Raw genomic sequence first — 23,707 nt, forward strand, 5'->3', positions numbered from 1 at the left:
TCCATACGAAAAGGCCAAAGAGCGGATCGCAGCTTCTTTGGCCTTTTTATATGCTTATGTATCCTCTGCTTCTTTTTTGGAAGCCCGTACATACTCCAACCAGAAAATCCACAGCGTCACAGCAACGGCAATCCAAAGGGAAGGGTTTGTGAGCGAAATGCTGTTGCGGGATTCTCCGCCCAGTAATGTCAAGATGGCGAGCACAATCAACGGAACCACAATCATCAGAACAGGGAAGATAATCATGTAACGCTTCTTCTTTCGCTGCGGTTTAAGGGTCACGCCGCTCAGCACCACCATAAGTGCGATGACTGCGAAGAGAATCCACGGAGGTATGCCGAGCGCAGCCAGTGTTCCGGGAAAATAGTCATTGACCAAAAGAGTACATAAATTAACCAATAGGATGGCAACAACAAGCCAATAGATTTTCAAACTAAAAATCCTCTCGATGAAGGCATATTGGATCTGCCTTTTCTTAAGTGTACCAAAAAATATTGGCTAATACAGGTAATTGATTGATTGGAGCAAAATACAGTTTAGTTAATAATGGAAAGAAAATGATAGAATAAAGAAAATTGAGTGTTTAATTTTCAGGAATCACTTTAAATTTTGAGAAGCAGGTGAAGAGTTGTTATGAAGAAAAACATACGTGTAGTTGGAGCAGTAATTATAGATGGTGACAAAATTTTGTGTGCGCAGCGGGGAATGGAAAAAAGCTTGCCTGGCTTGTGGGAATTTCCTGGCGGGAAAATCGAAGAAACTGAAACGCCTCAATCAGCACTGCAAAGAGAAATTCAAGAAGAAATGCATTGTCGGGTGGAGATTGGCGAGCAGGTGGAACATACCGTGTACGAATACGATTTTGGTATCGTCCATTTGACCACATTTTATTGCCAACTAGTTGAAGGGACACCGGTGCTAACAGAACATATAGAAATTCAATGGTTGAAGGCGGATGAACTTGAACAATTGGAATGGGCGCCAGCAGACATACCGGCCATAGAGAAACTGAAACGGACATATCAAATTCAGAAATAAGAAGAGTAGTTAAAGGAAGAGCGGGGGACGGAAATGAACTTTCTGCAGAATTTAGAAGACTCTCTATACAAAGGTTTCATCGATCAAAGAAAACCAAGTGGTGGGCGCTTTAAACCCACTTTACTGATCAACAACACCAAGACAAATGAAACCGTATTGAATTCGATTATTGAGGAATTGGACAGCTGCCAATCATTTCTCTTTTCTGTAGCTTTCGTGACTGAAAGTGGCTTAGCGACTTTAAAAACGCATTTATCGGACCTTGAACGAAAAGGAATCAAAGGCAGAATTTTAACATCGACTTTTTTGAATTTCAATCAACCCAAAGTATTTAAAGAACTTATGAAAATCAATAATGTGGAAGTCCGATTATCAAGCATGAAAGGATTTCATTCAAAAGGCTATATTTTTTCGCATGAGACGCATCAAACCTTGATCGTGGGAAGTTCCAATTTAACGGCACAAGCTTTGAAAGTGAATTATGAGTGGAACGTCAAACTAAGCTCTCATGAAAATGGGGAATTGGTTTCTCATTTCTATCAGCAGTTCGAAGAGGTGTGGGAAAACGCGCAATCGCTGACTGAACAATGGATTACCAATTATGAGCAATCCTATGTTCCCATGGAATACCGAAAAGAATTAACCAATGTGGCTGAATTCCCGGAAGTGTACACAGAAAACCCATTAGAAGAAGCGGTCAACATCAAACCGAATAACATGCAAAAAGCCGCTTTGCAGGAAATCCAGGCGGTACGTGAATCAGGAAAGGACAAGGGGTTGGTTATTTCAGCGACAGGCACTGGGAAAACCTATCTATCTGCTTTTGATGTGCGGGACTTTGCGCCAAAAAGAATGCTGTTTATTGTTCATAGAGAACAAATTCTTCAAAAAGCGAAGTCTGATTTCATTCGAATTCTGGGTGGAATAGAAAAAGATTTTGGGATCTTGTCGGGCAACCTTCGCCAAACAGATGCACGTTATTTATTTGCGACAATCCAAACGATTTCAAAAGAAGAAACGCTCCAGCAATTAGACCCACAAGCGTTTGATTATATTTTGATTGATGAAGTGCATAAAGCGGGAGCCAAGTCGTATCAAAAAGTCATTGAGCATTTTCAGCCAAAGTTCCTAATGGGGATGACGGCAACGCCTGAACGGAGCGATGATTTTAATATCTACGAGTTATTCGATTATAATGTGGCTTATGAAATTCGCTTACAAGAAGCACTGGAAGAAGACATGCTTTGCCCATTTCATTATTTCGGGGTAACAGATGTTGAGTATGAAGAAGGTGTGATTGACGAAGCGACGGTTTTTACGAAGTTGATCACCGAAGAACGTGTGGATCACATTTTACAGAAAATCAATTATTATGGACATTCGGGTGACAAAGTGCGAGGCCTTATGTTTTGCAGCCGAAAAGAAGAAGCGATCAAACTTTCAGGAGAACTGAATCAGCGCGGATTAAAAACCGTTGCCTTGACTGGCCAACATTCGCAGGAAGAACGCGTTTTACAAGTAGACCGGTTAGAAAATGGCGTCATCGATTATATTTTGACTGTGGATATTTTCAATGAAGGCATCGATATTCCAAGCGTCAACCAAGTGGTCATGCTGAGACAAACGCAATCGAGCATTATCTTTATCCAGCAGCTTGGACGTGGACTTCGAAAGCATGGGTCTAAAGAGTTTGTGACAATCATCGATTTTATCGGAAACTACAAAAACAATTACCTCATTCCCGTAGCGTTGTCCGGGGAACGTTCGCAGAACAAAGACAATATCCGCCGGCGAATGAAAGACACGAGTTACATCAAAGGGATTTCCACTGTGAATTTTGAAGAAATCGCGAAAAATCGGGTCTTCTCCGCGATAAAACGAAGCAATTTAAACGATATGAAAATTCTTCGCGAAGCTTATGTAGAGTTGAAAAACAGAATCGGGCATATTCCGCAGCTCCAGGATTTTATCCATCACAATTCCATCGACCCGCTGGTGATTGTTCAAAAATACACGACCTACCACCAGTTTTTATTGAAGCTTAAAGAAATTGATCCCTTGGTAAATGGCTATGAAGAACAGGTGCTGACGATGCTGTCATTGGAAATTCTGAACGGCAAACGGCTGCATGAAATTCTGTTGCTCGAACTATTGCTGGAATACAAACAAGTCACGATGGAAGTCTATAGACAATACATAAGCTCTCATAACTGTTCTACCGATCCAAACACCTTGGCATCGGTGCAACGGGTTATGGACTTAAGCTTTTTCAATCAGGGACCTCGTAAAAAATACGGCAATAAACCACTTGTGGTCTTTGGAGCGGCGGGGATCCAACTGAATGAAGAAATTCAAGAAAGCCTTGAGCGGAATTCAAACTTTAAAGCAATGCTGGTTGATCTGGTTGTGAGCGCGAAAGAGTTAAGCAAAAGCTATGTATGCGATCAAGCTTTGACGCTCTATAAAAAATATACACGCAAAGATGCATGCCGTTTATTGAATTGGACAAGCGATGAAAGCTCTACAATCTATGGCTACAAAACGAAGCATGGCACCTGCCCGATTTTTGTTACGTACCATAAAGATGATGAAGTCGAATCGAGCGTGGCTTATACAGAGGGGTTTGTCAGTCCTGAAATTTTTAAATGGTCGACACGGAGTAACCGTACGTTAGCGTCTGCAGAAGTAAAGACTATCATAGACGCCACAGAAAATAACATTGACCTTCATCTATTTATCAAAAAAGATGACGATGAAGGTGGCGATTTTTATTATTTAGGACAGGCGCTTCCGGACAAAGAAAGTGTGGAGCAAGCGTTGATGAAAGATAAGAATTTAAGAGACATCCCGGTTGTTCATATGCATTTGGCTTTGGAAAATACGGTAGAAGGAAAGTTGTATCGTTACATCGCCAGTGAAGAAAGTTAAATAGAAAAACCGTATCTGCGGCTGGGTACACGGATTACACAATTGGAAAGAAACATGAAAAAAAAGCGGAAAGGCTAACATCAGCCTTTCCGCTTCTTCTTGTTTTTAGTTACAACTTAACAATCGTCCGCCCTAAATGCTGCCCATTCTTGATGGCGTCAATCGTCTCAGCCAATTCTTCAAGCGGAATTTCTTTCACCAGCGTCGTTTGGGTGATGTTCCAGTCTTTGGCCATCTTCTCCCAGATGCTGCCGCGTTTCTCGATTGGTACGTTAACCGAATCGATGCCGAGCAGGTTGACCGCTCTCAGGATAAACGGCAGCACCGTAGTGTTTACCGGAAGGCCGCCCGCGTTGCCGCACATGCTCATGCTGCCGCCGTAGGAAATCTGCGGAATCAATGCAGAAGCGACGTCTCCGCCGACTGTGTCCAAGACAAAGTCGAAGCGGGTCTTGGCGAGTGGTTTCTTAGCGTCTCCCAGTTCGTTCGCAAAAATGACCGTGTTTGCGCCGAGTGTTTTGGCGACGTCCACCTGATTCTCTTTGCGCACCAATGCGGAGACGTTTTTATAGCCGATTTTCGAGAGGATCTGCACAGCGATGCTGCCGACGCCGCCGGTTGAGCCCGTGACCAATATTTCCGGGTTGTCTGCAACATTCATTCCGTTTTTCTCAAGTGCAAGAATGGAAAGGGCCGCCGTGAAACCGGCCGTGCCGAACACCATGGCATCCTTTAAGCTTAAGTTCTCCGGCATCGGCACGATCCACTCCGCAGGGACGCGTGCATATTCCGAAAAGCCGCCGGTATGGCTCATGCCCATCGTAAAGCCGGTGACGATCACTTCCTGTCCTTCTGTGAAGCGCTCGTCTGTCGATTCGGCGACGGTACCGCTCAAATCGATTCCGGGAATCATCGGGTAGTTCCGGATAACGCCTGAATTTTTCTGGACTGCCAGCATATCTTTGTAGTTGATCGACGAATAGGCGACTTTGATCAGCACATCCCCTTCAGAAAGCTGATCGGTGTTGATCTCCTCCAAGCCATAGACGACCTGGTCTTCCTGTTCCTTTACTCTGACGGCTTTGAATGAATTCACCATAATTGCCCCTTCCCGTATCTTGGTTTTGCAGTGAAACTGCTGTAATACAAAATCTACCATTGTAAAGTGGACACCGTCAATTCAGAGGGACCGGACGACATTGCCTTTTCTGACTAGCACGGCATGAAAATGATAAGCTGTACACAAGGAAATGGTATATTTACATAAATTCAATTTACACAAAGAGGAGAGCCGATTATGGAAACAGTTTATTTGGCGGGCGGATGTTTATGGGGTGTCCAGGCGTTTGTGAAGACTTTGCCCGGAGTCAAATCCACAGAAGCGGGAAGAGCGAATGGAACGAGCCAGACGCTCGAAGCGGACTATGACGGATACGCTGAATGTGTGAAAACAGAATTTGATCCGTCAGTTGTCAGCATACACGAACTGATGGGGCACTTATTTGAAATCATTGACCCTTACAGTGTGAACAAGCAAGGGGAAGATGTTGGCAAGAAATACCGGACAGGCCTGTACAGCGAAAATCCCGTCCACTTAAAAGAAGCGCAGGCTTTTATTGATAAAAGAACTGATTCCGAGCGGATTGCTGTGGAAATCTTGCCTCTAACCAATTACGTGAAGAGTGCAGCGGAGCATCAGAATCGGCTGGCCAGATGTCCGGATGATTATTGCCACATCCCGGAAGAAATAATGAACCGTTATAAATAAAAAATTCTCCCTCACTTTAAAAAGAATATTTAATTGAGAACAATTATCATTTGTAGTATAGTAGATGAATACAGAGAACGATAATTGAGGGGGAAAATAAATCATGCAAATTTATTGGACAAAAATCAATAAAATCATTGAAGAAACACCTGAGGTCAGAACGTACCTGCTTGACCGACCGGAAGATTTTACTTGGCAGGAAGGTTCCCATACCCATTTTGCGCTGGAAGGCTTTAATGCGGGAGAAAAACCGAACCGCGGATTGATCCGCCACATGTCGATCTCCACGCTGCCGCATGAAAATTCAATCGGCATCACCACACGCATCAAAGAGCAATGTTCGGAGTTTAAAGCGACGTTGAGAAATCTGGAAGTCGGCCAGGAAGTGGCGATCTTTAAAACACATTCGAATGTGCCGCTGAAACGGGAAGACAAAAACGTTTACTTGCTGTCATCCGGTGTCGGCCTGGCAACGTTCAGACCATTAGTGCTTGATTATTTGGAGCGCGCTGACAACGTCAATCAAATCCATTCCCTGAATATCGATTCATCAAAACAGTTCTTGTTCACAAATGTCTTTGAATCCGCACCTGACAAGAAATTCACTTCGCAGTTTGTCGATAACCGCAAAGACTATTACGAAGAAGTGAAGAATCTTGCCGCAGACAAAGACGGATTGTTCTATATTGTCGGCAGTGATGAATTCCTTGTGCACAACATTAAAGCATTGCGTGAGCAGGGCATCCAGCCGGAACAGATTATGCTCGATAAGCGTGAACAGTCGATGGCAGAATTTCTGCCGGTTGAATTGGCAAATTAAGTACGGCTGAAGTAATTTTCAACTTTAACATCAAAAGCCTAATCCCATTTTGAAAGGGGATTAGGCTTTTTGGTTTTCATCTCAGTTTCTTCTTCAGGCTCAGCTGCTTCTTCTTTTTCTTCTCGGAAACGAGCGGCTTCGGAGCCGGATTGAAGTCATCGTCGTACAGGCCGGTGTAGGTCTGGTACCAGTTGAACAAATGTACCAGGATAACCTTGGCGACAGCGTAAGCGGGGATTCCGAGAATGACACCCGGTATGCCGAAGAGATTTCCAGCCGTCAACAGGACGGCGATGATGGTGACGGGATGGATGTTCAGGTTGCTGCCGAGAATGAGCGGTTGGATAACCCGCCCTTCAAGTGTCTGCTCGATGAAAAAAACCACCAGCACTTTGACGATCATGATGGGCGGATGCAGCACAATTGCGATAATGATAATCGGGAAGAACGCGATAAAGGTCCCGAGGAACGGAATCAGGTTCAAGGCGCCGGCTGTAATGGCGAGGATCAAGGCATATTCGAGGCCGATGATGCTGAAGCCGATCCAGAACAGCAGGCCGACGAAAAAGGCGACGAGCAGCTGGCCGCGGATATACTGGCTGATCTGCAGGTTCATTTCGCGCAGCAGCAGGTAAGTATGTTCCCGCATCTTGGAAGGCACCAGCTTCATGATGTGATAAGGCAGGTGATGGCCGTCTTTCAACAGGTAAAAAAGAATGAATGGTGTCGTAATGATTGCCAGCACAGTGGTCGACAGGATGCCGAAGACACTGCCGATGCCGGTAACGGTTGTATCAACAACGTCATCTGCCTGATCGGTAATGGAAGTGGATAAGCTGTCCTCTTCTCCGGTCAGCTGCATTTGCAGTTGTGACAGGATATCGCTCTGGAAAAAGTTGTCGATTTGCGAGATGAAGCTGGTCAAATAATTTTGCCAGTTGTCGAGCAGACTCAGGGACTGTTCGCGAATGATTGGAATCAGAGTCGCAATGCCCCAGGCCAGTAATCCGAGAATCACCACAAAGACGATGGAAATGCCGCCGGCACGTGAGATGTTCTTCGTTTCCATCCAGTCGATGAGCGGATTCAGCAGGTAATACAAGACGCCCGCCATAACCAGCGGCAGCCCCATGACGTTAAAAAAAGCGATAAAAGGCTGAAAGATGAAACTGACTTTCGGAAGCAGGAATAAATTCAGCAGAATCAACAAAATAATGAACAGTACGGATACCGCCTTGTTGTTCAGGACCCATTTCACAAACCAGGAAGCTGCATGGCTCAGTGCGCTTTTGTTCTGCTCCATCACGTGCACCTCTTTCCCCATATCAAACTGTTTCAGTGCCGATCAGATCGTCATTTCTTCTACAATTAAAATACCCCCGCCGTACATTTTTCACACCAGCCGCATTAAACTATGCGGTTGTGGATACGTTTTTTTATTTAAAATTTAAAATTATCTTATCCACATGTGGATAAGATAATAAGAGTGACGAAACGGCAAAGTTATCCCCGTTTCGGAGCCGAACCATCCACATATCCAAGATCTTGGGGGATAACCTGTTGAGTCCATCCAGTCGATTTGACGCCTTTTCAATAATCTTTTGGAACTTCTGCCTGGGATGACCGTAGAATAGATAAAGGCTTTGGAGGTGCGAAATGGAAGTTTTAATCATTTGGCTGGCCATTATTTTTGGTTTTGGATTTTTAAGGATGTTCTTGAGAAAGCGTTTTGGCATCGCTGAAGAAGAACGGGCGGGTATAAATGTAAGAAGATTTGAACGCTGGAACGGCTGGGTGATGCTGGCGGGAATTATTGTGTTGTTTTCGATTTTCCCGGACTCGCTGGAAGTGTTTTTCTCTTGGCTATTGATTGTTTTCTTGATAGTGAATGGGGTACAGGTCTTTCTGGAATGGAAATACTTGAAAGGATCCCGGAAATATCAGGTATCGCTTATCTATTTTGCCATCACTGCAGTGGCTGTCGTTTTATTCGTCAGCATTGCAAGTTGGCAGCTGGGATAGCAACAACTGCATTCTTATACACTACGTTAGGGTATCGGGTAAATTCGTCGAAAAAAGCATTCCTTAAGTGGAATGCTTTTTTGCCTCTATTCTTCTAAAACCACAGCGCCATCATACATTTTGCCGTGAAGCAACGCCAGTTTTCCGGCCATGGCTTCAGGAGAATCCTTGAAATCTTCTTTGGTCCAGTAAAGGAAGAAGCCGAGGCTTCCATATGTCATGAAATAATTGAGCGTGGGAATTTCGATATCACTGTCTTCCTCCAGTCGCAGCTCGGTTGCGGCCACTTGAGCGAGGCTTTCGCAAAATTGATTCTGCGATCCCGGCAGCACTTCACCTGTAATAATCAATCGGAAGATGAACTGATGCTGATGGATGTATTCAAAGATAGGCAGGTGACGCTGTACGTCCGTTGAGGAAAAGCGTTCCATGCCTTGAAAACTTTTGCGGAAATAGCTGACCAGTCCATCGAGGTGTTCTTCAACGACAGCCGCCAACAGTTCGTTTAAATCTTTGTAATGGGAGTAGAAGGTAACGCGGTTGCAATCTGCCTGTTTGGTGACTTCCGTGATGGTCAACTCTGTCAGGGATTTTTCTTTCAAGAGATCAACTAATGCGGTTTTCAGTTTTTTTTGTGTCCGCAAAATGCGGCGATCTTCGGTGCCTTTCATCGCGATATCCTCCTGTATGTCCGAAATATGGACAAGCTTGTGAATTAAGTATGACATGAATCCTTTTCGATGGACAAACAGAATGGTTTTCTGTTAATTTACATATGTAGTTTATTTATGGGCAGAATTTTAGGAGGAACAGAAAATGGCACGTTTAGCAGAAAAAGTGGCAATCATTACAGGGGCAGCTCAAGGCATGGGAGCGTCACACGCGAAAAAATTCATCGATGAAGGCGCGAAGGTCATTTTGACGGATTTGAATGAAGAAAAAGGGCAGGCGCTGGCTTCAGAACTTGGAGAACATGCTGCATTCGTCAAACACAATGTAACCAGTGCAGAAGATTGGGCAAATGTAGTAGCGCGGGCTGAAGAGAAGTTCGGTCCGGTCAACGTATTGGTCAACAATGCAGGCATTACGATGGCAAAATCGATCTTGCAGACGACGGAAGAAGAATACCGCCGCATCGTTGACATCAATCAAGTTTCGGTATTTTTGGGCATGAAGGCAATCATCCCATCCATGCAAAAAGCAGGTGGCGGATCGATCGTCAACATTTCTTCCATGAATGGCTTGGTGGCTGGGGCAATCGGCTATACGGATACGAAATTTGCGGTCCGCGGCATGACAAAAGCAGCAGCAATGGAGTGCGCCAACTACGGCATCCGCGTAAATTCTGTGCATCCAGGTGTCATCGCAACGCCGATGGTTGTTCAGGAAGATACCAAAGCGGCAGTCGAGGAATTCTCCAAACATATTCCCATGAAGCGCGTTGCACAATCTGAGGAAGTCTCCAATATGGTCTTGTTCCTGGCGTCTGACGAAGCCAGCTATTCTACGGGCTCGGAGTTCGTGGTAGACGGCGGATTGACGGCTCAATAAGCATTATAAAAACGGCCATTACGCAATTTTCAGCGTAATGGCCGTTTTTTTTGTTGGATTCAACGTGTCTGATAGTTTTTGTTAACAAACAGCACCAGTACCGGTCCGATAATCGGAATCCAGGCGAGCGCTTTGAGTTTGACCTGTGGGTAAAAGCGGTAAGTCGTGTAAACGGATAATCCCCATAGCACAAACCAGTCGACGGTCATGACGGATACGAGGCCAGATGCGAAAAAGGCTTCGCGATAGGCGGCGAATGAAAAACCCTGCAGCAGCGTCAGCCCATTGACGGCCCACGACAGCATCAGGAGGATCAGCCAAAAGCGGGAACTGAGAAAACGTATGAGCCAGTGAGGCGTCCGCAACTTTCTGTCAGCCTTCCGGTCGCCGAAAGCAAAATAGAGCAGCAGTGAGAAAGCTCCGACAACGAAAGACAGAAGCGCGAACGGCCAGGCCGGCCATTTCTGCCGGTCATTCAACAGCAGCAACGTCAGAAACACCATCGGAAACAGACCGAGCGAATTGAAGACGGCGAGCACCAATGGATCGATCGCTCCAAGATTGCCGCTGAATATGTTTGACAAGATGGGGTCGGCCTCGCCGCCGGGTGCCAGAAACACGGCGTAGCCAACCAACAGCAGCCACACGATAAAAAAGATCACAGTCATTCCCCCTTTTTCAACTTATTCCATTACCTCATGGGTTCCCTGAAGGATGCACCGGCAAACCGTTAGCTGACCGCTTGAAAAATCATAAAACTTAATAACGCGAACGTAATCAAGCTTTTGATTTTACTGGTCTTCCATATAGAGCCCGTTGAAAGATTCTGCTTAGTTTCCAATGTTGACTAAAGAAGGGGAATAAGTCCAAAATGGAGAGGTAAACTATTCTGGAGGTTGTTCCATGCATTCAGTCACGATCATCGGATTCATCGCAATTTTTGTGGCTTATTTCCTTTTTATCGGAATCTACCTCAGAAAACATCGCGGCATCAAAGGCTTGGGAGGAAGCGTTTTCCTGAAGGACAGAAACCTTTTGGGGATCGCACTTGAGGTGGCGCTTTTTATCGGCTTTGTGTTTGCCTTGATCGCTATCAACATGAAAGATGACGGCGCCGGGATTTCGTTGATTGCCCGTCTCAGTCCTTTTGCGGCGCTGTTTTTCCTGCAGACCTTATTTCGGGGAATCGGGGAATGGCGTGCGCACCGGGAAGAACGACGCTACTGGTATGAATGGTCAGCATCTTTGACCATCCTGTCAGCTTTTACTTTATTACTCATTTTGGAAGGATGAATCAGATGAATGAATTGATGAAAAAACGCACGAAGGCACTCCTGATCGACACAGCCATTTCCACAGCCGTATCGTTTGCTGTTGAACCTTTATTAAAAAGAAAAACGAAAAGCAGCTTTGTGTACACGGTAGTGTCCCCAACCGTGATTTTCTGGGGCTTGGAATATGCGCAAATGCGGCTGAAAGGCCAGACCATCGGACATAGAATGATGGGCATCGAAGTTCAAAACGAAGCGGGCGGCGAACCGACGCCTGAACAAATTTTGGAGCGCATGGTACACCGCGACACAGTCAGCCCGTTCATCTATTTGAAAGACCGCGCCCAGTACGATGCGTACGAAGGCGACAGATTCCCACACGATCTGTATTCGTACACAGTCGTTAAAGAAGTCGAATGAAAACAGCCCTCCTTGAGATAAGGAGGGCTGTTCTTATGTAAGGCAGTGGGAAATCTAGACAAGGCTAAAAGCCAAAAAGAGCCCCATGATAACGACCGCGCTGAGTATCGCGATTCCGTTTCCCACATTCTTTTTCACGTTGAGTTCTTCGTAACCCAGAACAGTAAACAACAGGGCCATTGTTCCAAGGGCATAGATCATTAAATTAAAGTTCTCAGAGACAAGAATAACTGTGAAAAAGGTCAGTGAGACGATTTGCAGAAACACTTTGAGTATCCCCAATCCGATTTTATCCCCCTCCTTTTATTGATTAGACTAAATTTTTTCGTTTTCAGCGGTAGAGTACTTGCTTGGATCTTGCTTATTGATGAGCATCGATTGCTGCCGCGCCGTTCTCTTTAAACAATTCTTTAAGTTCGCTTGGCGAATCGGATTTGATTGCAACGAAATTATATTCTTTTTCAATTCCCATAAACAAAACGACTTTTTGCGGTGTCTTCATTTTCAAAATAAAATCCGGATAGACTTTTTCGAAATCCCGTACGGCAAAGTCGATGGTGTCTTTGGAAAGCTTTTGTTCAAGGATCGATGCGTCCTCAATGATAGATTCCACGTTCGAATAATCGATTTGTGCCCGTTTCATTAAACCAAGTGACAAATAGACTGCGTCTTTATCGGAATGAATCGGGTTCAATCGCAGAGCCTGGATATCGGCTAAGAAGAAAATGACCGAGTAAATATTCAGCAGCAACAAAATAATCGAGAGGATCGGTGCTTTGTCATGGAGCCAATAATGAATGGCGATCGTTTCGATGACGATGGCGTGGATCATCATAATCTGTAAGGCGATATAGCTCGATTTCTTGTACAGGGTGATTCCGGAGCGTGGTGCCTTTTTCCAGCTCGCGAATGCGTAATAAAACATCAGCGATTCGGAACAGACCACTTGAATAATGGGATGGGTGCGCACGTACCGATCAACGGCCTGTGAAAATGAAAATACAACCGGAAGCGGGCTTTTCTTGACATCAGCTGTAATTTTAGGCATATACCGGACAAAAGCGACAATCAGCAACAGTTCCAGGAGAACAAGGCTGCCTTCTGCCAGAATCCCGATCCAGGTGATGGTTTCAAATGGTTCCAGCAATGAAGAAGGGATAAGGAATCGGAGCAGCACACAACCGAGTGCAGAAAGCGCAATCGTTGTTTTTAAGGTGAATTTATTGAGGTAAAGCATTGTGAAAAGAGGCGCCAGGATAACGAGGTCCAACAGGGAACCCAGCACAACATATTGGGTTTCTTCAGGCATGATCGTAAGCCCGAAGGAAGTCTGGTACAACAAGAAATTACCGGTGAAAATACCAACAAGCATCAAAAGCCAAATGGGTTTTGCTTTCTCTATCCAAGTCATTTTATTCACTCCTTGTCTGTAGTAACATCTTCATTTGCATGAAATTCTTCTATCGTATACTCATTTTGAATTTCCTCAATTACCGCTTCATTTTCATCCAGAAAGTAGAAGGAAGACTGAAGGGTGTCCTTTTCCAGCTCTTGAGGGAAGTCCCAGAGAATAAGATCTTCAAAAGTAGATTCGGAAAAATAATCTGCCAAAGAGTGGACTGGATAGGGAGCTTCATATTCCAACGGCCATGAATTTGTTAAATGTTCTACCTCTTCACTTTTCAGGAGACCGTAAGCATGCTCCCACTTCCCAGGTGCGTTTAGAAAAGCGATATTTTGGTCAAGGTCCACATCAAAGACATTCAGATTAGTAGGCGAAATTTCAAAGTCTGTGTAAAGGGTGGTGATCAAGAAGCCGCGTTCGGGAATCATGAGCGCAAGGGAAAGTTCGCCGTTTTTATCAATCAGGACAACATGACTCTCATCCACCATCGGTATAAGCGTCGCATCTGTTGATTGCTGCAGTTCCTCGAATGCGCCTTCCGGAGTGGTATGGTATCCGGTTGCGAGCCAGATAACGACTAAAATTAGGGCAATACCGGTGATCCACAGAAGAGTCTTTTTCATTTTCCAGCTCCTTTTTCAAATCATCCAATCATTTTCCAGTTACCTTTATTTTAGTTTAAAAGACCTACTTTTACTAGTCGCTATTTTCTCTTAAATCCATAAACCCCTTCCTATCATTCTTACAGCCATCCGCTATATAATAAAAGAAAAATCGGAAGGGTGAGTCCGCATGAAGCTGTACAAGGAACTGGCAACATGGTGGCCGTTATTGTCTCCGCATACGGAATACGAGGAAGAAGCCCATCTTTTTCTGAAAATCATCCGACAGTATCATCCTGCAGTCAAAGAAGCGTTGGAATTTGGTTCGGGAGGAGGCAGCAATGCCTTTTACCTGAAAAAGTATTTTTCGATGACGTTGACGGACTTGTCGCCGGACATCCTGGAAGTCAGCCGCGAGCTCAATCCGGATTGTCCGCATATGCAAGGGGACATGCGAACAATCGAGGTTGGCCGCCAGTTTGATTTGGTGTTCATTCACGATGCGATTACGTATTTTACGGATAAGGCCGATTTGCTGGCCATCATGAAAAACGCCAAGAAGCATCTGAAACCGGATGGCCTGTTGTTCATCATGCCGGACGAGTACACGGAAACGTTTGAACCCCGGACGGATCATGGAGGAGTCGACAAGGGTGGACGGGGCATGCGGTATTTGGAGTGGACCTATGACAGCGACCCCGAAGATCATATGCTGGAAACGGAATATGCATACGTTATGCGGGACAGGGACGGAAAAGTGACCCATGAGCATGACAGCATGAAAGGCGGCTTGTTTTCCATGCCGGAATGGGAAGAGCTGCTTAGGGAAGCGGGATTTCAGGCTCATTTCGAACGGGTGGTGTTTTCGGACGATCCCCGTTCCTTTTTCGGAATTGCCGCGACACAACCCCATTAAAAGAGTGGAGAGTGTATCAGACTGTTCGAATTGCTTGGGTGCGAAGAAGAAATTTTGATGAAAATAGAAAAAGAGGGTTCTGGCATCCAGCCAGAACCCTCTTTTCACTTTAACGATTTATTTTCACTGAAGCCACATACTCAAGAAGCTCCGTCAAAGGCATATCCGCCATCGAATCCAGCCGGTGCTCGACTTCACAGAAATCCATCGTGCTGGTGATTTTGTTCGGTACGATGACGCATCCCATGCCAGCCCGTTTGGCGGCCGTCGCGCCGTGAGCCGAATCTTCGAAAACCAGGCAGTTTTCCGGAGCCAGTTCCAAACATTGCGCCGCTTGGATATACAATGCGGGATCAGGCTTCACTTTTTCCACATGATCGGAAGTCCGGATGCACTGGAAGTAATCGAACAATCCTAGGTTCTTTAAATGGCCCGAAACCCAGCGGTAGCTAGAACTGGAAGCCAAACCGATTTTTAATTCCATCTCTTGTGCCATCCGCAGGTAATCTTCCACGCCGTCACGCGCTTTCTCCTGCGCCAATGTCGAAAGGAACTTTTCTTTGTACTGTTTTTCAAGCAAGGCATGCTCGACTTGTTTCCCGATTTGTTCCTCCATATAATGGAACGGCGAGAATCCACTGTCGGTGCCAACTTCGTTTTGCCATAACGCCAGCGGCAATTCACTGCCATGCTGGCCAAACATTTCCTGGAGAATATGGTATTGATGCGTTTCCGTGTCAAAAATCAAACCGTCAAAATCGAATATGATTCCTTTTATCATAAAACATGCACTTCCTTTGCTGTTCAATTGGATAAGTTGAGTGATCGAGCTGATCTTACATACCTATTTTATCAGGGCAGGAACGTTTCTTTAAAACGATCGTTCACACCAGTAGTTCCATTACTTCCCGTGAAATGGCATGGGTGTTAATGGATGATTCCAATTGTCCGTTTTTCACACAGTTGATGAACTCGGCCAATTCGTAATACATCGTATCGAATTCATGCGCTACAGACAAATCTTCTGTCCGGCCGTCTCTGTAGTTGATGGTGATGTTTTTCGGGTCACTGATCCGGTCGATTTGAATCGTCCCGTTCTCGCCCTGTATTTCACTTGGTAAAAACGAATCCGAAATCTTCGAATACATAATGATGGCTTCCATGCCATTATAGTTCAAGATCATGCTGCCTTGTCCATCGGCACCTGTCGACAATAAATAATTGTTCTTCATGGCAGACTCAGGTGCTCCTGCTAAATGAACGACCGGCGCGATGCCGTAGACACCAAGGTCCATTTTGGCGCCGTTGCCGAGTTCCGGTTTAAAGGCATTTTCAATGATGCCGTTCTTGTAATTGTCGTAGCGTGATGAGTATTGATTGTAATGGAAGATGAAACGGCGGATCGGTCCAATCTTGTCCAAGTTCTTTTTCAAATTCAGGAAAGAAGGAGTCACCGTTGATTTCATCGCTTCCATAAAGGTTGTGTTGTGCAGGCGGGAAGCTTCGATGACGCGGTCCATTTCCTCAACGGACGTGACCGCCGGCTTTTCACATAGGACATGGATGCCATGTTCCATAGCCAAAACGCTTTGCTCGGCATGGAAGGCGTTGGGGGAGGCGATATAAACAGCATCGATGTCACCGCTGCTGAACAGCGCTGTTAAATCCGTGTAAACTTTCTCCACTCCGTATTTTTCCGCAAATGCGCTGCCGGTCTCTGTCGAACGGGAATAAACTGCGCCGATTGTAAATTCAGGATGCTGATTGGCCGCTTTGATAAAGCGGTCGGTAATCCAATTCGTTCCGATGATGCCAAATCTCATTGTGATTCCTCCTATTGACTGATGGTATGCTTATCTTCTATTCTAACGCAGATTTCCAAAAAATGAGTGGTTACTCTTTTCCTCCATGAAGCGGAAAATTAATGAGTAGAGTTGTAAGCGGTTTCAATCTAAACTGAGTTTGTAGTCGAATATTTCAGAAAACTAAAGGGAGAGGGGTTATACAAATGAAGAATATTTTATTGGCGTGTTCAGCAGGAATGTCCACCAGTCTACTGGTTACCAAAATGGAGGAAGCGGCGAAAACAAAAGGACTTGAGGTGACCATCTGGGCGGTTTCACAGGACAAAGCAACGAAAGACATGGAAAAGGCGGACGTTCTGCTGATCGGTCCGCAAATGAGATTTCTGAAAAAGAAATTCGCAAAAGTGGCGGAAGAAGTCGGTATCCCGTTGGAAGTTATTGACTCAATGGCTTATGGCAGACTGGACGGCGAATCCGTATTGAATAGAGCAATGGAATTAATCGAAACCTATTAACAGGAGCGGAGGAAAGAAAATGGAAAACAATAAATTCATGCAGTTTCTGGAAAGCTTCTTGCTGCCATTGGCGGATGCACTGAACAACAACCGTTACCTGACTGCTTTGCGTGATGGCTTCATGGTTGCTTTGCCTTTAATTATTTTTGGTTCCATCTTTGTGGTGATCGCCAACCTGCCATTCCTGGATCGTGTCATCAGTCCGGAAGCTTATACAGCCTATCAAAATGCGTTGGGTCCGGCATCTGCTGCAACGCTCAGTATCATGGGGATGTTCGTCATCATTGGCATCGGCTACAAGCTGACGGCCCATTATGGACAGGACGCCATCTATGGCGGAGTTGTCGCCCTGGCGGCTTTCCTGATTTTGACACCGCAGATTTTGGAAGATGTACCAGGCGTGATTCCAACTTCAGCTCTTGGCGCACAAGGGATGTTCCTTGGGATTTTCACCGCATTTCTTTCGGCAGAGCTTAACCGCTTTTTCATCGAGCGTGGCTGGACCATCAAGATGCCGGCCGGTGTACCTGCAGCGGTATCGAAATCATTCAGTGCCTTGATCCCGATCACGTTAACCTTATCGGTTTTTCTGCTCATCCGGGTACTGTTCAGCTTTACTTCATTTGAAACGATGCAAAACTTCATTTTCACGATTATCCAACAGCCGTTGACGATTCTCGGAAGCGGTTTGCCGGCAACGATCATCATCGTCCTGTTGACGCAGGTTTTCTGGTTTTTCGGTTTGCACGGGCAAATCATCATCAACTCGGTATTCGATCCGATCTGGTTTACACTCAATGACCAGAACTTGGTAGCTTTCCAATCAGGAGAAGCACTTCCGAACATCGTGACCAAACAATTCATCGATTCGTTCCTTGTCGGAATGGGTGGAACAGGAATGACGCTTGCTGTCATCGTATTGATTTTTGCCATCGGAAAAAGCCGTCAGCTCAAAGAATTGGGGAAACTTGGCGCACCGGCAGGCGTTTTCAATGTCAACGAACCGATCATTTTCGGTTTGCCGATCATCATGAATCCGTTGATCATCATTCCATGGATGCTGGCACCGGTTGCAGTCACAGTCATCACTTACTACTCGATGGCGGCAGGGCTTGTTCCAAGACCGGCAGGCATTATCGTGCCTTGGACGACACCACCCATCCTCAATGGTTTCCTGGCGACAGGAAATGCATGGCAGGGCGGGGTGCTTCAGGCAGTTAACATGCTTGTCGTCATGATGATCTGGTGGCCGTTCCTGCGGATTCTGGACAAAAATTATTACGAAACTGAACGGGAAGAAGCTTGATCATTTTCCAGAAAACTATTAGTAGAGGTGACAGCACATGCAAATGGACACAATCACAGAAATTGCTTTTCAGATAATCTTGAATGCCGGCAATGGCAAATCAACCGCAATGGAAGCAATACAGGCTGCAAAAGCCAATGATTTTGAAGAAGCTGACAGGCTGTTGGCTGAGGCGGGCGAAGAACTGGGTAAAGCCCATGCATACCAGACCCAATTGCTGCAAAAAGAAGCCAGCGGAGAAGAAAACACCATTACGGTCATGCTCATCCATTCTCAGGATCATCTGATGACTTCGATGACTGTCCGGGACCTGGCTGTCGAAATCGTTGAAATCTACCGGAATAAATAAAAAAATGCACTCAGTGGGATGTTTAGATCTACTGAGTGTTAACTGAACTAATCGGACTTTTACGGACCGTTAAAGCGGAATAGAACCCAATGGAGGTTGCAGAATGGCTTTACAGTATAAGTTTCCAAAAGGATTTTGGTGGGGGAGCGCGACTTCTGCCACCCAGATAGAAGGTGCTGCAGATGAAGGCGGAAAAGGCCGGAACATATGGGATCAATGGCATGAAAATGAACCCAATCGTTTTTTTGATGGCGTAGGCCCGGCATCCACTTCTGATTTTTATCATCTATATAAAGAAGATATTGGGTTAATGAAGGAAATCGGCCACAATACATTCCGGCTGTCTATTTCCTGGTCCCGCCTCATTCCAGGAGGACGAGGGGAGATCAATCCCGAAGCGGTGGATTTCTATAACAATGTCATCAATGAATTGATTGCACAGGAAATCGAGCCCTTCGTCACGCTGTACCATTTTGACATGCCGTTTGAACTGCAAGAGGAAGGCGGATGGGAAAACCGGGAAGTAGTAGAGGCTTACGCGAAGTATGCCGGAGAATGCTTCCGCTTGTTCGGTGACCGGGTGAAGAAATGGTTTACGTTCAACGAACCGATTGTACCGGTCGAAGGCGGCTACCTGTACGATTTCCACTATCCGAACGTCGTCGACGCGAGACGCGCTGTGCAAGTGGCCTATCACACCATGATTGCCCATGCCAGAGCGGTTGATGTGTTTCGGGCAGCCGGAATTGAAGGAGGCCAGATTGGCATCATCCTGAACTTGACGCCTTCCTATCCAAGAAGTCAGCATCCGGCCGATCTGAAGGCTTCCAACGCCGCCGATCTGTTTTTCAATAGAAGTTTTCTGGATCCGGCGGTTTTAGGAGAGTATCCGGAAGAGCTGGTGGAACTGCTGAGGGAGCATGGCCAGTTGCCGCATGCCGAAAAAGGCGATCAGGAGCTGGTGAAATCAGGAATTGTCGATATTTTGGGCGTCAATTACTATCAGCCGCGACGTGTCAAAGCCAAAGAACATCTGCCGAATCCATATGGGCCGTTCATGCCCGACTGGTATTTCGATAATTACGAAATGCCCGGCAGGAAAATGAACCCGTACCGGGGCTGGGAAATCTATGAAAAAGGCATCTATGACATCATGATCAACCTGCGGGACAACTACGGAAACATCCAGTCGTATATTGCTGAAAACGGCATGGGGGTCGAAGATGAGTCGCGTTTTATTGAAAATGGTGAAATCCAGGACGATTACCGCATCGAATTTATCAGCGGGCATTTAACCTGGCTGCATCAAGCGATTGAAGAAGGCTGCAATGTCAAAGGCTATCACTTATGGTCGTTCATGGACAATTGGTCGTGGATGAATGCCTATAAAAATCGCTATGGCTTCTTTTCAGTCGATATTGAAACAAAAAAACGGACACCGAAGAAAAGTGCCCATTGGATCAAAGAGGTAGCTGAACAAAATGGCTTCAACAGGACTTGAAACGGGAGGAGTGAATAGATGGAAGGCATTAAAATAGTGACAATCGGCGGTGGCTCCAGCTACACGCCCGAGTTGATCGAAGGCTTCATTAAACGCTACCCTGAATTACCGGTCCGGGAATTATGGCTCGTCGATATTCCGGAAGGACGGAAAAAGCTCGAGGTCGTCTCAGCGCTTGCCAAACGGATGGTGGAGAAAGCAGGAGTGCCGATTGAAATCCATACGACGCTTGACCGCCGGGAAGCATTGCCGGGAGCGGATTTTGTCACCACACAAATTCGCGTCGGCCATTTGGAGGCCCGTGCCAAAGATGAACGGATTCCATTGAAATACGGAGTGATTGGCCAGGAAACCAATGGTCCGGGCGGCTTATTCAAAGGGTTGCGTACCATACCGGTCATTTTGGAAATCTGCAGGGACATCGAAGAGCTTTGCCCGGAAGCCTGGTTCATCAACTTCTCGAATCCTGCCGGAATGGTGACAGAAGCTGTCTTGCGCTACAGCGGAATTACGAAAACAATCGGCTTGTGCAATGTGCCGATTGGGATGCACATGGCTGTGGCGGAAATGCTGGAAGTTGAACAAAGCCGCATCCACATCGATTTTGCTGGATTGAACCACATGGTCTTCGGTCTGGAAGTCTATTTGGACGGCAAAGCGGTTATGGGCGAGGTGCTGGATAAACTGGCAAGCGGGCCGTCGATGACCATGAAAAATATTGTCGATGTCGGTTGGGAAAAGGATTTCATCAAAGCTTTGAACCTGCTGCCCTGTCCGTACCACCGCTATTACTACCAGACGGAGAAAATGCTTGAGCAGGAACAGCAGGCGCTGCAGGACAAAGGAACGCGTGCTGAAGTGGTGCAGGACCTGGAAAAAGAATTATTCACTTTATACAGCGATGAAAGTCTGGCGGTCAAACCGAAACAATTAGAAGAGCGGGGCGGTGCATTTTACAGCGATGCGGCCTGCAACCTCATCAACTCCATCTATAACAACAAACAGGATATCCAGGTGGTCAATGTCCGGAATAATGGAGCGATTTCCAGTCTTCCGGCGGATTCGGCAGTAGAAGTCAGCTGCATCATCACAAATGAGGGGCCAAAACCGATCGCTATGGGCGGCATGCCGGTTGCAGTCAGCGGCCTGGTCCAGCAAATCAAATCATTTGAGCGCCTGGCTGCTGAAGCGGCTGTGACGGGAAGCTACCATACCGCTTTGCTGGCAATGGCCATCAACCCTCTTGTTTCATCGGACAGCACCGCCAAACAAATTCTGGACGAAATGCTGGAAGCGCATAAAGAATACTTGCCTCAGTTTGAAAAGTCTTATGCAGGTTGAAGCGATTTAGGGAAATGATTTTAACCTAGCGCATTTCTTGTGAAAGCAGAAATTTATGTAGATATGAATTAAATGTAAGTAAAAAGAATCATTAATAATTGATTAATTAAGGTATATTAGACTTAAAGTAACAGAGGGAAATGGATTGAAAAGCGATTGTAAGGAGAAGTGGTGATATGTTGACCTCGCGAATGAAGAATATTTTCCGTGAATTGATGGCTGCGGAAACGCCGATTACAGGGAAATACCTGGCCGTGCTCAATCAGGTATCTTCACGGACCATCCGTGAAGATATAAAAGCCCTGGATTCGCTGCTGATTGATCACGGGGCTTATATCGATTCGGTCATGGGGCAAGGCTACAAACTGGGAATCATGGAAGAGCCGCTTTTCCGCAGCTATTTGAAAAAGCTGTCGACAGAAGATGCGGAACTGGAAACCATCATCCCGAAAATGCCCGAGGAACGCATCGCTTATTTGGTCAAACGGTTTTTATTGAGCGACGGTTATATCAAGCTTGAGGAATTGGCCGACGAAATGTATATAAGCAAATCGACTCTCCAAAATGATTTGAACCAGGTGAAAAAAATGCTGGCGGTCTATGATATCCGACTGGAATCGCGTCCGAATTACGGATTGCGCGTCAATGCCGATGAACTGAAGCGCCGCTTTTGTATGGCGGAATATATATTTGTCCGCGAAGAGCCGGTAAATGAATTGTTCAAGCCCCATTTCTCCTCACTGTCACAGGAGGAACTGGATTCCATTCTGGCGGTCGTCATGGAGCAGATTCAGGAAAATAAGGTCTTGGTATCTGACATCGCCATCAATAATTTGGTGATTCACCTGGCAATTGCCTATAAACGAATCAAGGAAGGCTATAACGTTACGTTACACTCATCCGATATTGATGAAATCTTGGAGCAGAAGGAATACAAAGTAGCCCAAAAAATCGTCCGGAAAGTACAGGAGAAATTTGCCGTTCATTTTCCTTTGGAAGAAGTGGCTTACATTGCGATGCATTTGCTGGGCACTAAAATAGCCGCGCATCCCGAAGCCGGCGAAAAAGCGGTCCAGCAAGTGATCCAAAAAGAGATCTCTGGATTGGTGGTCAAGGCATTGGAGCGGATTGAGTCTAAGCTGAATCTGGGCATTCAGAATGACCAGGAATTGATCATTGCCTTGAGCCTGCATTTAAAGCCCGCCGTCAACCGGTACCGATACGGAATGAACATCAGAAATCCCATGCTTGAGGACATCAAAGTGAATTACCCCGTCGCGTTTGAAGCAGGAATCCTGGCAGGAATGACGATCAATGAAGCAATTGGAGCAGTGATCGATGAAAATGAAATCGGGTACTTGGCGCTTCATATAGCCGCTGCCATTGAACGAAAAAAATCCATATCCGTTCCGAAAAGGTGCCTGATCGTTTGTGCATCCGGATTGGGAACGGCCCAATTGATTTACTACAAATTAAAATCCCAATTCGGCGATAGCCTGGAAGTGGCCGGCACGACCGAATACTATAAGCTGAAGAATTGTGAACTGGCCGGCATTGATTTCATCATCAGTTCCATTCCCATCCAGGAAGAGCTGGCAGTGCCGGTGATTGTGGTCAATGCTATTTTGGGAGAGTCCGATATCCGGAAAATCGAAAAATACATCTTGAAGGAACAGCAGCATATTTCCGCCTATTTCCAAGAAGAGCTGATCTTCCTGGGGCAGGAGCTGCGCACAAAAGAGCAGGTGCTGGAATTTCTTCATGAAAAGTTAATCGAACGCGGGCTGGTGGATGAAGGCTGCCTTCAGGCTGTATACGAACGGGAAAGAGTGGCACCGACATCCTTTGGCAACCTGGTGGCGATTCCGCATCCCATTACACCGCATTCAACAACGACTTTTTTAACGGTCTGCACACTGAAAAAGCCAATTATGTGGAAAGAAAAGCCGGTTCAGTTTGTCTGCCTGCTGAATGTCATGAAAGACAGCCAGGAAGATCTGCAGGTCATGTACGACCTGCTCGGCAGAATCATCCACGACAGCGCAATTGTGGAACGGCTGACCAAAGCCAAAACCTATGAGGAATTTATGAAAGTGATTGCTTTGTAGAATGGTTCGACTTCTCTATTTATCCGGTATCTGACGAAGGT

General features: G+C 45.9%; 25 protein-coding genes. 15 read left to right on the plus strand and 10 right to left on the minus strand.

From position 1 onward, the window contains the following. Window positions 1-54: 54 nt before the first annotated feature. On the minus strand, window positions 55-432 hold the full coding sequence (locus H9630_RS06955) for a hypothetical protein (protein WP_191714776.1): 378 nt from the start codon (window positions 430-432) through the stop codon (window positions 55-57). Between the two features lie 201 nt (window positions 433-633). Here H9630_RS06955 and H9630_RS06960 point away from each other — a divergent pair, with 201 nt between their 5' ends. Together H9630_RS06960 and H9630_RS06965 are read left to right on the plus strand one after the other, a co-directional pair. Then, entirely contained in the window at window positions 634-1,038 is a 405-nt protein-coding gene (locus H9630_RS06960; protein WP_191714777.1) for a (deoxy)nucleoside triphosphate pyrophosphohydrolase, read from the plus strand. Window positions 1,039-1,071: 33 nt separating this feature from the next. Continuing rightward, the gene (locus H9630_RS06965; protein WP_191714778.1) at window positions 1,072-3,966 is read left to right on the plus strand and encodes a DUF3427 domain-containing protein; all 2,895 of its coding nucleotides are present in this window, start codon (window positions 1,072-1,074) and stop codon (window positions 3,964-3,966) included. Between the two features lie 109 nt (window positions 3,967-4,075). Here H9630_RS06965 and H9630_RS06970 read toward each other — a convergent pair whose 3' ends face one another. Continuing rightward, window positions 4,076-5,062, minus strand: a complete 987-nt coding sequence (locus H9630_RS06970) for a YhdH/YhfP family quinone oxidoreductase (protein WP_191715082.1) — start codon at window positions 5,060-5,062, stop codon at window positions 4,076-4,078. Between the two features lie 201 nt (window positions 5,063-5,263). Between H9630_RS06970 and H9630_RS06975 the strand changes: the two genes are divergently transcribed. Together H9630_RS06975 and H9630_RS06980 are read left to right on the plus strand one after the other, a co-directional pair. Then, window positions 5,264-5,734, plus strand: a complete 471-nt coding sequence (locus H9630_RS06975; RefSeq protein ID WP_191714779.1) for a peptide-methionine (S)-S-oxide reductase — start codon at window positions 5,264-5,266, stop codon at window positions 5,732-5,734. A 103-nt stretch (window positions 5,735-5,837) separates the two neighbouring features. Next, window positions 5,838-6,554: an FAD-dependent oxidoreductase gene (locus H9630_RS06980; protein WP_191714780.1), complete on the plus strand. Its 717-nt coding sequence runs from the start codon at window positions 5,838-5,840 to the stop codon at window positions 6,552-6,554. 76 nt (window positions 6,555-6,630) lie between these two features. Here the strand turns inward: H9630_RS06980 and H9630_RS06985 are convergent, their stop codons facing one another. Further along, the gene (locus H9630_RS06985; RefSeq protein ID WP_191714781.1) at window positions 6,631-7,857 is read right to left on the minus strand and encodes an AI-2E family transporter; all 1,227 of its coding nucleotides are present in this window, start codon (window positions 7,855-7,857) and stop codon (window positions 6,631-6,633) included. A 353-nt stretch (window positions 7,858-8,210) separates the two neighbouring features. Here H9630_RS06985 and H9630_RS06990 point away from each other — a divergent pair, with 353 nt between their 5' ends. After that, a complete protein-coding gene (locus H9630_RS06990; RefSeq protein ID WP_191714782.1) occupies window positions 8,211-8,576 on the plus strand; it encodes a DUF4181 domain-containing protein in 366 nt (121 codons plus the stop codon). 86 nt (window positions 8,577-8,662) lie between these two features. Here the strand turns inward: H9630_RS06990 and H9630_RS06995 are convergent, their stop codons facing one another. Further along, window positions 8,663-9,247: a TetR/AcrR family transcriptional regulator gene (locus H9630_RS06995; RefSeq protein WP_191714783.1), complete on the minus strand. Its 585-nt coding sequence runs from the start codon at window positions 9,245-9,247 to the stop codon at window positions 8,663-8,665. Window positions 9,248-9,392: 145 nt separating this feature from the next. Here H9630_RS06995 and H9630_RS07000 point away from each other — a divergent pair, with 145 nt between their 5' ends. Further along, on the plus strand, window positions 9,393-10,127 hold the full coding sequence (locus H9630_RS07000; RefSeq protein WP_191714784.1) for a glucose 1-dehydrogenase: 735 nt from the start codon (window positions 9,393-9,395) through the stop codon (window positions 10,125-10,127). Between the two features lie 59 nt (window positions 10,128-10,186). Here the strand turns inward: H9630_RS07000 and H9630_RS07005 are convergent, their stop codons facing one another. Beyond that, window positions 10,187-10,711, minus strand: coding sequence for a hypothetical protein (locus tag H9630_RS07005; RefSeq protein WP_225218424.1), 525 nt, complete (start codon window positions 10,709-10,711; stop codon window positions 10,187-10,189). A gap of 319 nt (window positions 10,712-11,030) precedes the next feature. Here H9630_RS07005 and H9630_RS07010 point away from each other — a divergent pair, with 319 nt between their 5' ends. Together H9630_RS07010 and H9630_RS07015 are read left to right on the plus strand one after the other, a co-directional pair. Then, on the plus strand, window positions 11,031-11,420 hold the full coding sequence (locus tag H9630_RS07010; RefSeq protein WP_191714786.1) for a DUF4181 domain-containing protein: 390 nt from the start codon (window positions 11,031-11,033) through the stop codon (window positions 11,418-11,420). A 5-nt stretch (window positions 11,421-11,425) separates the two neighbouring features. Beyond that, the gene (locus H9630_RS07015) at window positions 11,426-11,818 is read left to right on the plus strand and encodes an RDD family protein (protein ID WP_191714787.1); all 393 of its coding nucleotides are present in this window, start codon (window positions 11,426-11,428) and stop codon (window positions 11,816-11,818) included. Between the two features lie 54 nt (window positions 11,819-11,872). Here H9630_RS07015 and H9630_RS07020 read toward each other — a convergent pair whose 3' ends face one another. The 3 genes from H9630_RS07020 to H9630_RS07030 form a co-directional block, all read right to left on the minus strand. Further along, on the minus strand, window positions 11,873-12,100 hold the full coding sequence (locus tag H9630_RS07020; protein WP_191714788.1) for a hypothetical protein: 228 nt from the start codon (window positions 12,098-12,100) through the stop codon (window positions 11,873-11,875). A gap of 79 nt (window positions 12,101-12,179) precedes the next feature. Then, complete coding sequence (locus tag H9630_RS07025; protein ID WP_191714789.1) at window positions 12,180-13,229, minus strand: beta-carotene 15,15'-monooxygenase; 1,050 nt, start codon at window positions 13,227-13,229, stop codon at window positions 12,180-12,182. Window positions 13,230-13,234: 5 nt separating this feature from the next. Beyond that, window positions 13,235-13,846 carry a hypothetical protein gene (locus H9630_RS07030; protein WP_191714790.1) on the minus strand — a complete coding sequence of 204 codons (612 nt, stop codon included), beginning with the start codon at window positions 13,844-13,846 and terminating at the stop codon, window positions 13,235-13,237. 169 nt (window positions 13,847-14,015) lie between these two features. On the opposite strand from H9630_RS07030, the gene H9630_RS07035 reads away from it, so the two are divergent. Further along, entirely contained in the window at window positions 14,016-14,741 is a 726-nt protein-coding gene (locus H9630_RS07035) for a class I SAM-dependent methyltransferase (RefSeq protein ID WP_191714791.1), read from the plus strand. Window positions 14,742-14,850: 109 nt separating this feature from the next. On the opposite strand, the gene H9630_RS07040 is transcribed toward H9630_RS07035, so the two are convergent. Both H9630_RS07040 and H9630_RS07045 read right to left on the minus strand, forming a co-directional pair. Continuing rightward, the gene (locus H9630_RS07040) at window positions 14,851-15,522 is read right to left on the minus strand and encodes an HAD family hydrolase (RefSeq protein WP_191714792.1); all 672 of its coding nucleotides are present in this window, start codon (window positions 15,520-15,522) and stop codon (window positions 14,851-14,853) included. Window positions 15,523-15,625: 103 nt separating this feature from the next. After that, window positions 15,626-16,564, minus strand: a complete 939-nt coding sequence (locus tag H9630_RS07045; RefSeq protein ID WP_191714793.1) for a Gfo/Idh/MocA family protein — start codon at window positions 16,562-16,564, stop codon at window positions 15,626-15,628. 185 nt (window positions 16,565-16,749) lie between these two features. On the opposite strand from H9630_RS07045, the gene H9630_RS07050 reads away from it, so the two are divergent. The 6 genes from H9630_RS07050 to H9630_RS07075 all read left to right on the plus strand — a co-directional run bounded on the left by H9630_RS07050 (window position 16,750) and on the right by H9630_RS07075 (window position 23,666). Continuing rightward, window positions 16,750-17,061: a PTS sugar transporter subunit IIB gene (locus H9630_RS07050; protein WP_191714794.1), complete on the plus strand. Its 312-nt coding sequence runs from the start codon at window positions 16,750-16,752 to the stop codon at window positions 17,059-17,061. A gap of 19 nt (window positions 17,062-17,080) precedes the next feature. Continuing rightward, entirely contained in the window at window positions 17,081-18,367 is a 1,287-nt protein-coding gene (celB, locus tag H9630_RS07055; RefSeq protein WP_191714795.1) for a PTS cellobiose transporter subunit IIC, read from the plus strand. Window positions 18,368-18,410: 43 nt separating this feature from the next. Further along, a complete protein-coding gene (locus H9630_RS07060) occupies window positions 18,411-18,716 on the plus strand; it encodes a PTS lactose/cellobiose transporter subunit IIA (protein ID WP_191715083.1) in 306 nt (101 codons plus the stop codon). Between the two features lie 103 nt (window positions 18,717-18,819). Continuing rightward, a complete protein-coding gene (locus H9630_RS07065; protein ID WP_191714796.1) occupies window positions 18,820-20,217 on the plus strand; it encodes a glycoside hydrolase family 1 protein in 1,398 nt (465 codons plus the stop codon). An 18-nt stretch (window positions 20,218-20,235) separates the two neighbouring features. Further along, complete coding sequence (locus H9630_RS07070) at window positions 20,236-21,558, plus strand: 6-phospho-beta-glucosidase (protein WP_191714797.1); 1,323 nt, start codon at window positions 20,236-20,238, stop codon at window positions 21,556-21,558. Between the two features lie 176 nt (window positions 21,559-21,734). Continuing rightward, a complete protein-coding gene (locus tag H9630_RS07075) occupies window positions 21,735-23,666 on the plus strand; it encodes a BglG family transcription antiterminator (RefSeq protein WP_191714798.1) in 1,932 nt (643 codons plus the stop codon). The last annotated feature ends 41 nt before the right edge of the window (window positions 23,667-23,707 follow it).

Origin of the sequence: Planococcus wigleyi (assembly GCF_014836985.1) — a bacterium.
Taxonomy (GTDB): Bacteria; Bacillota; Bacilli; order Bacillales_A; family Planococcaceae; genus Planococcus; species Planococcus notacanthi.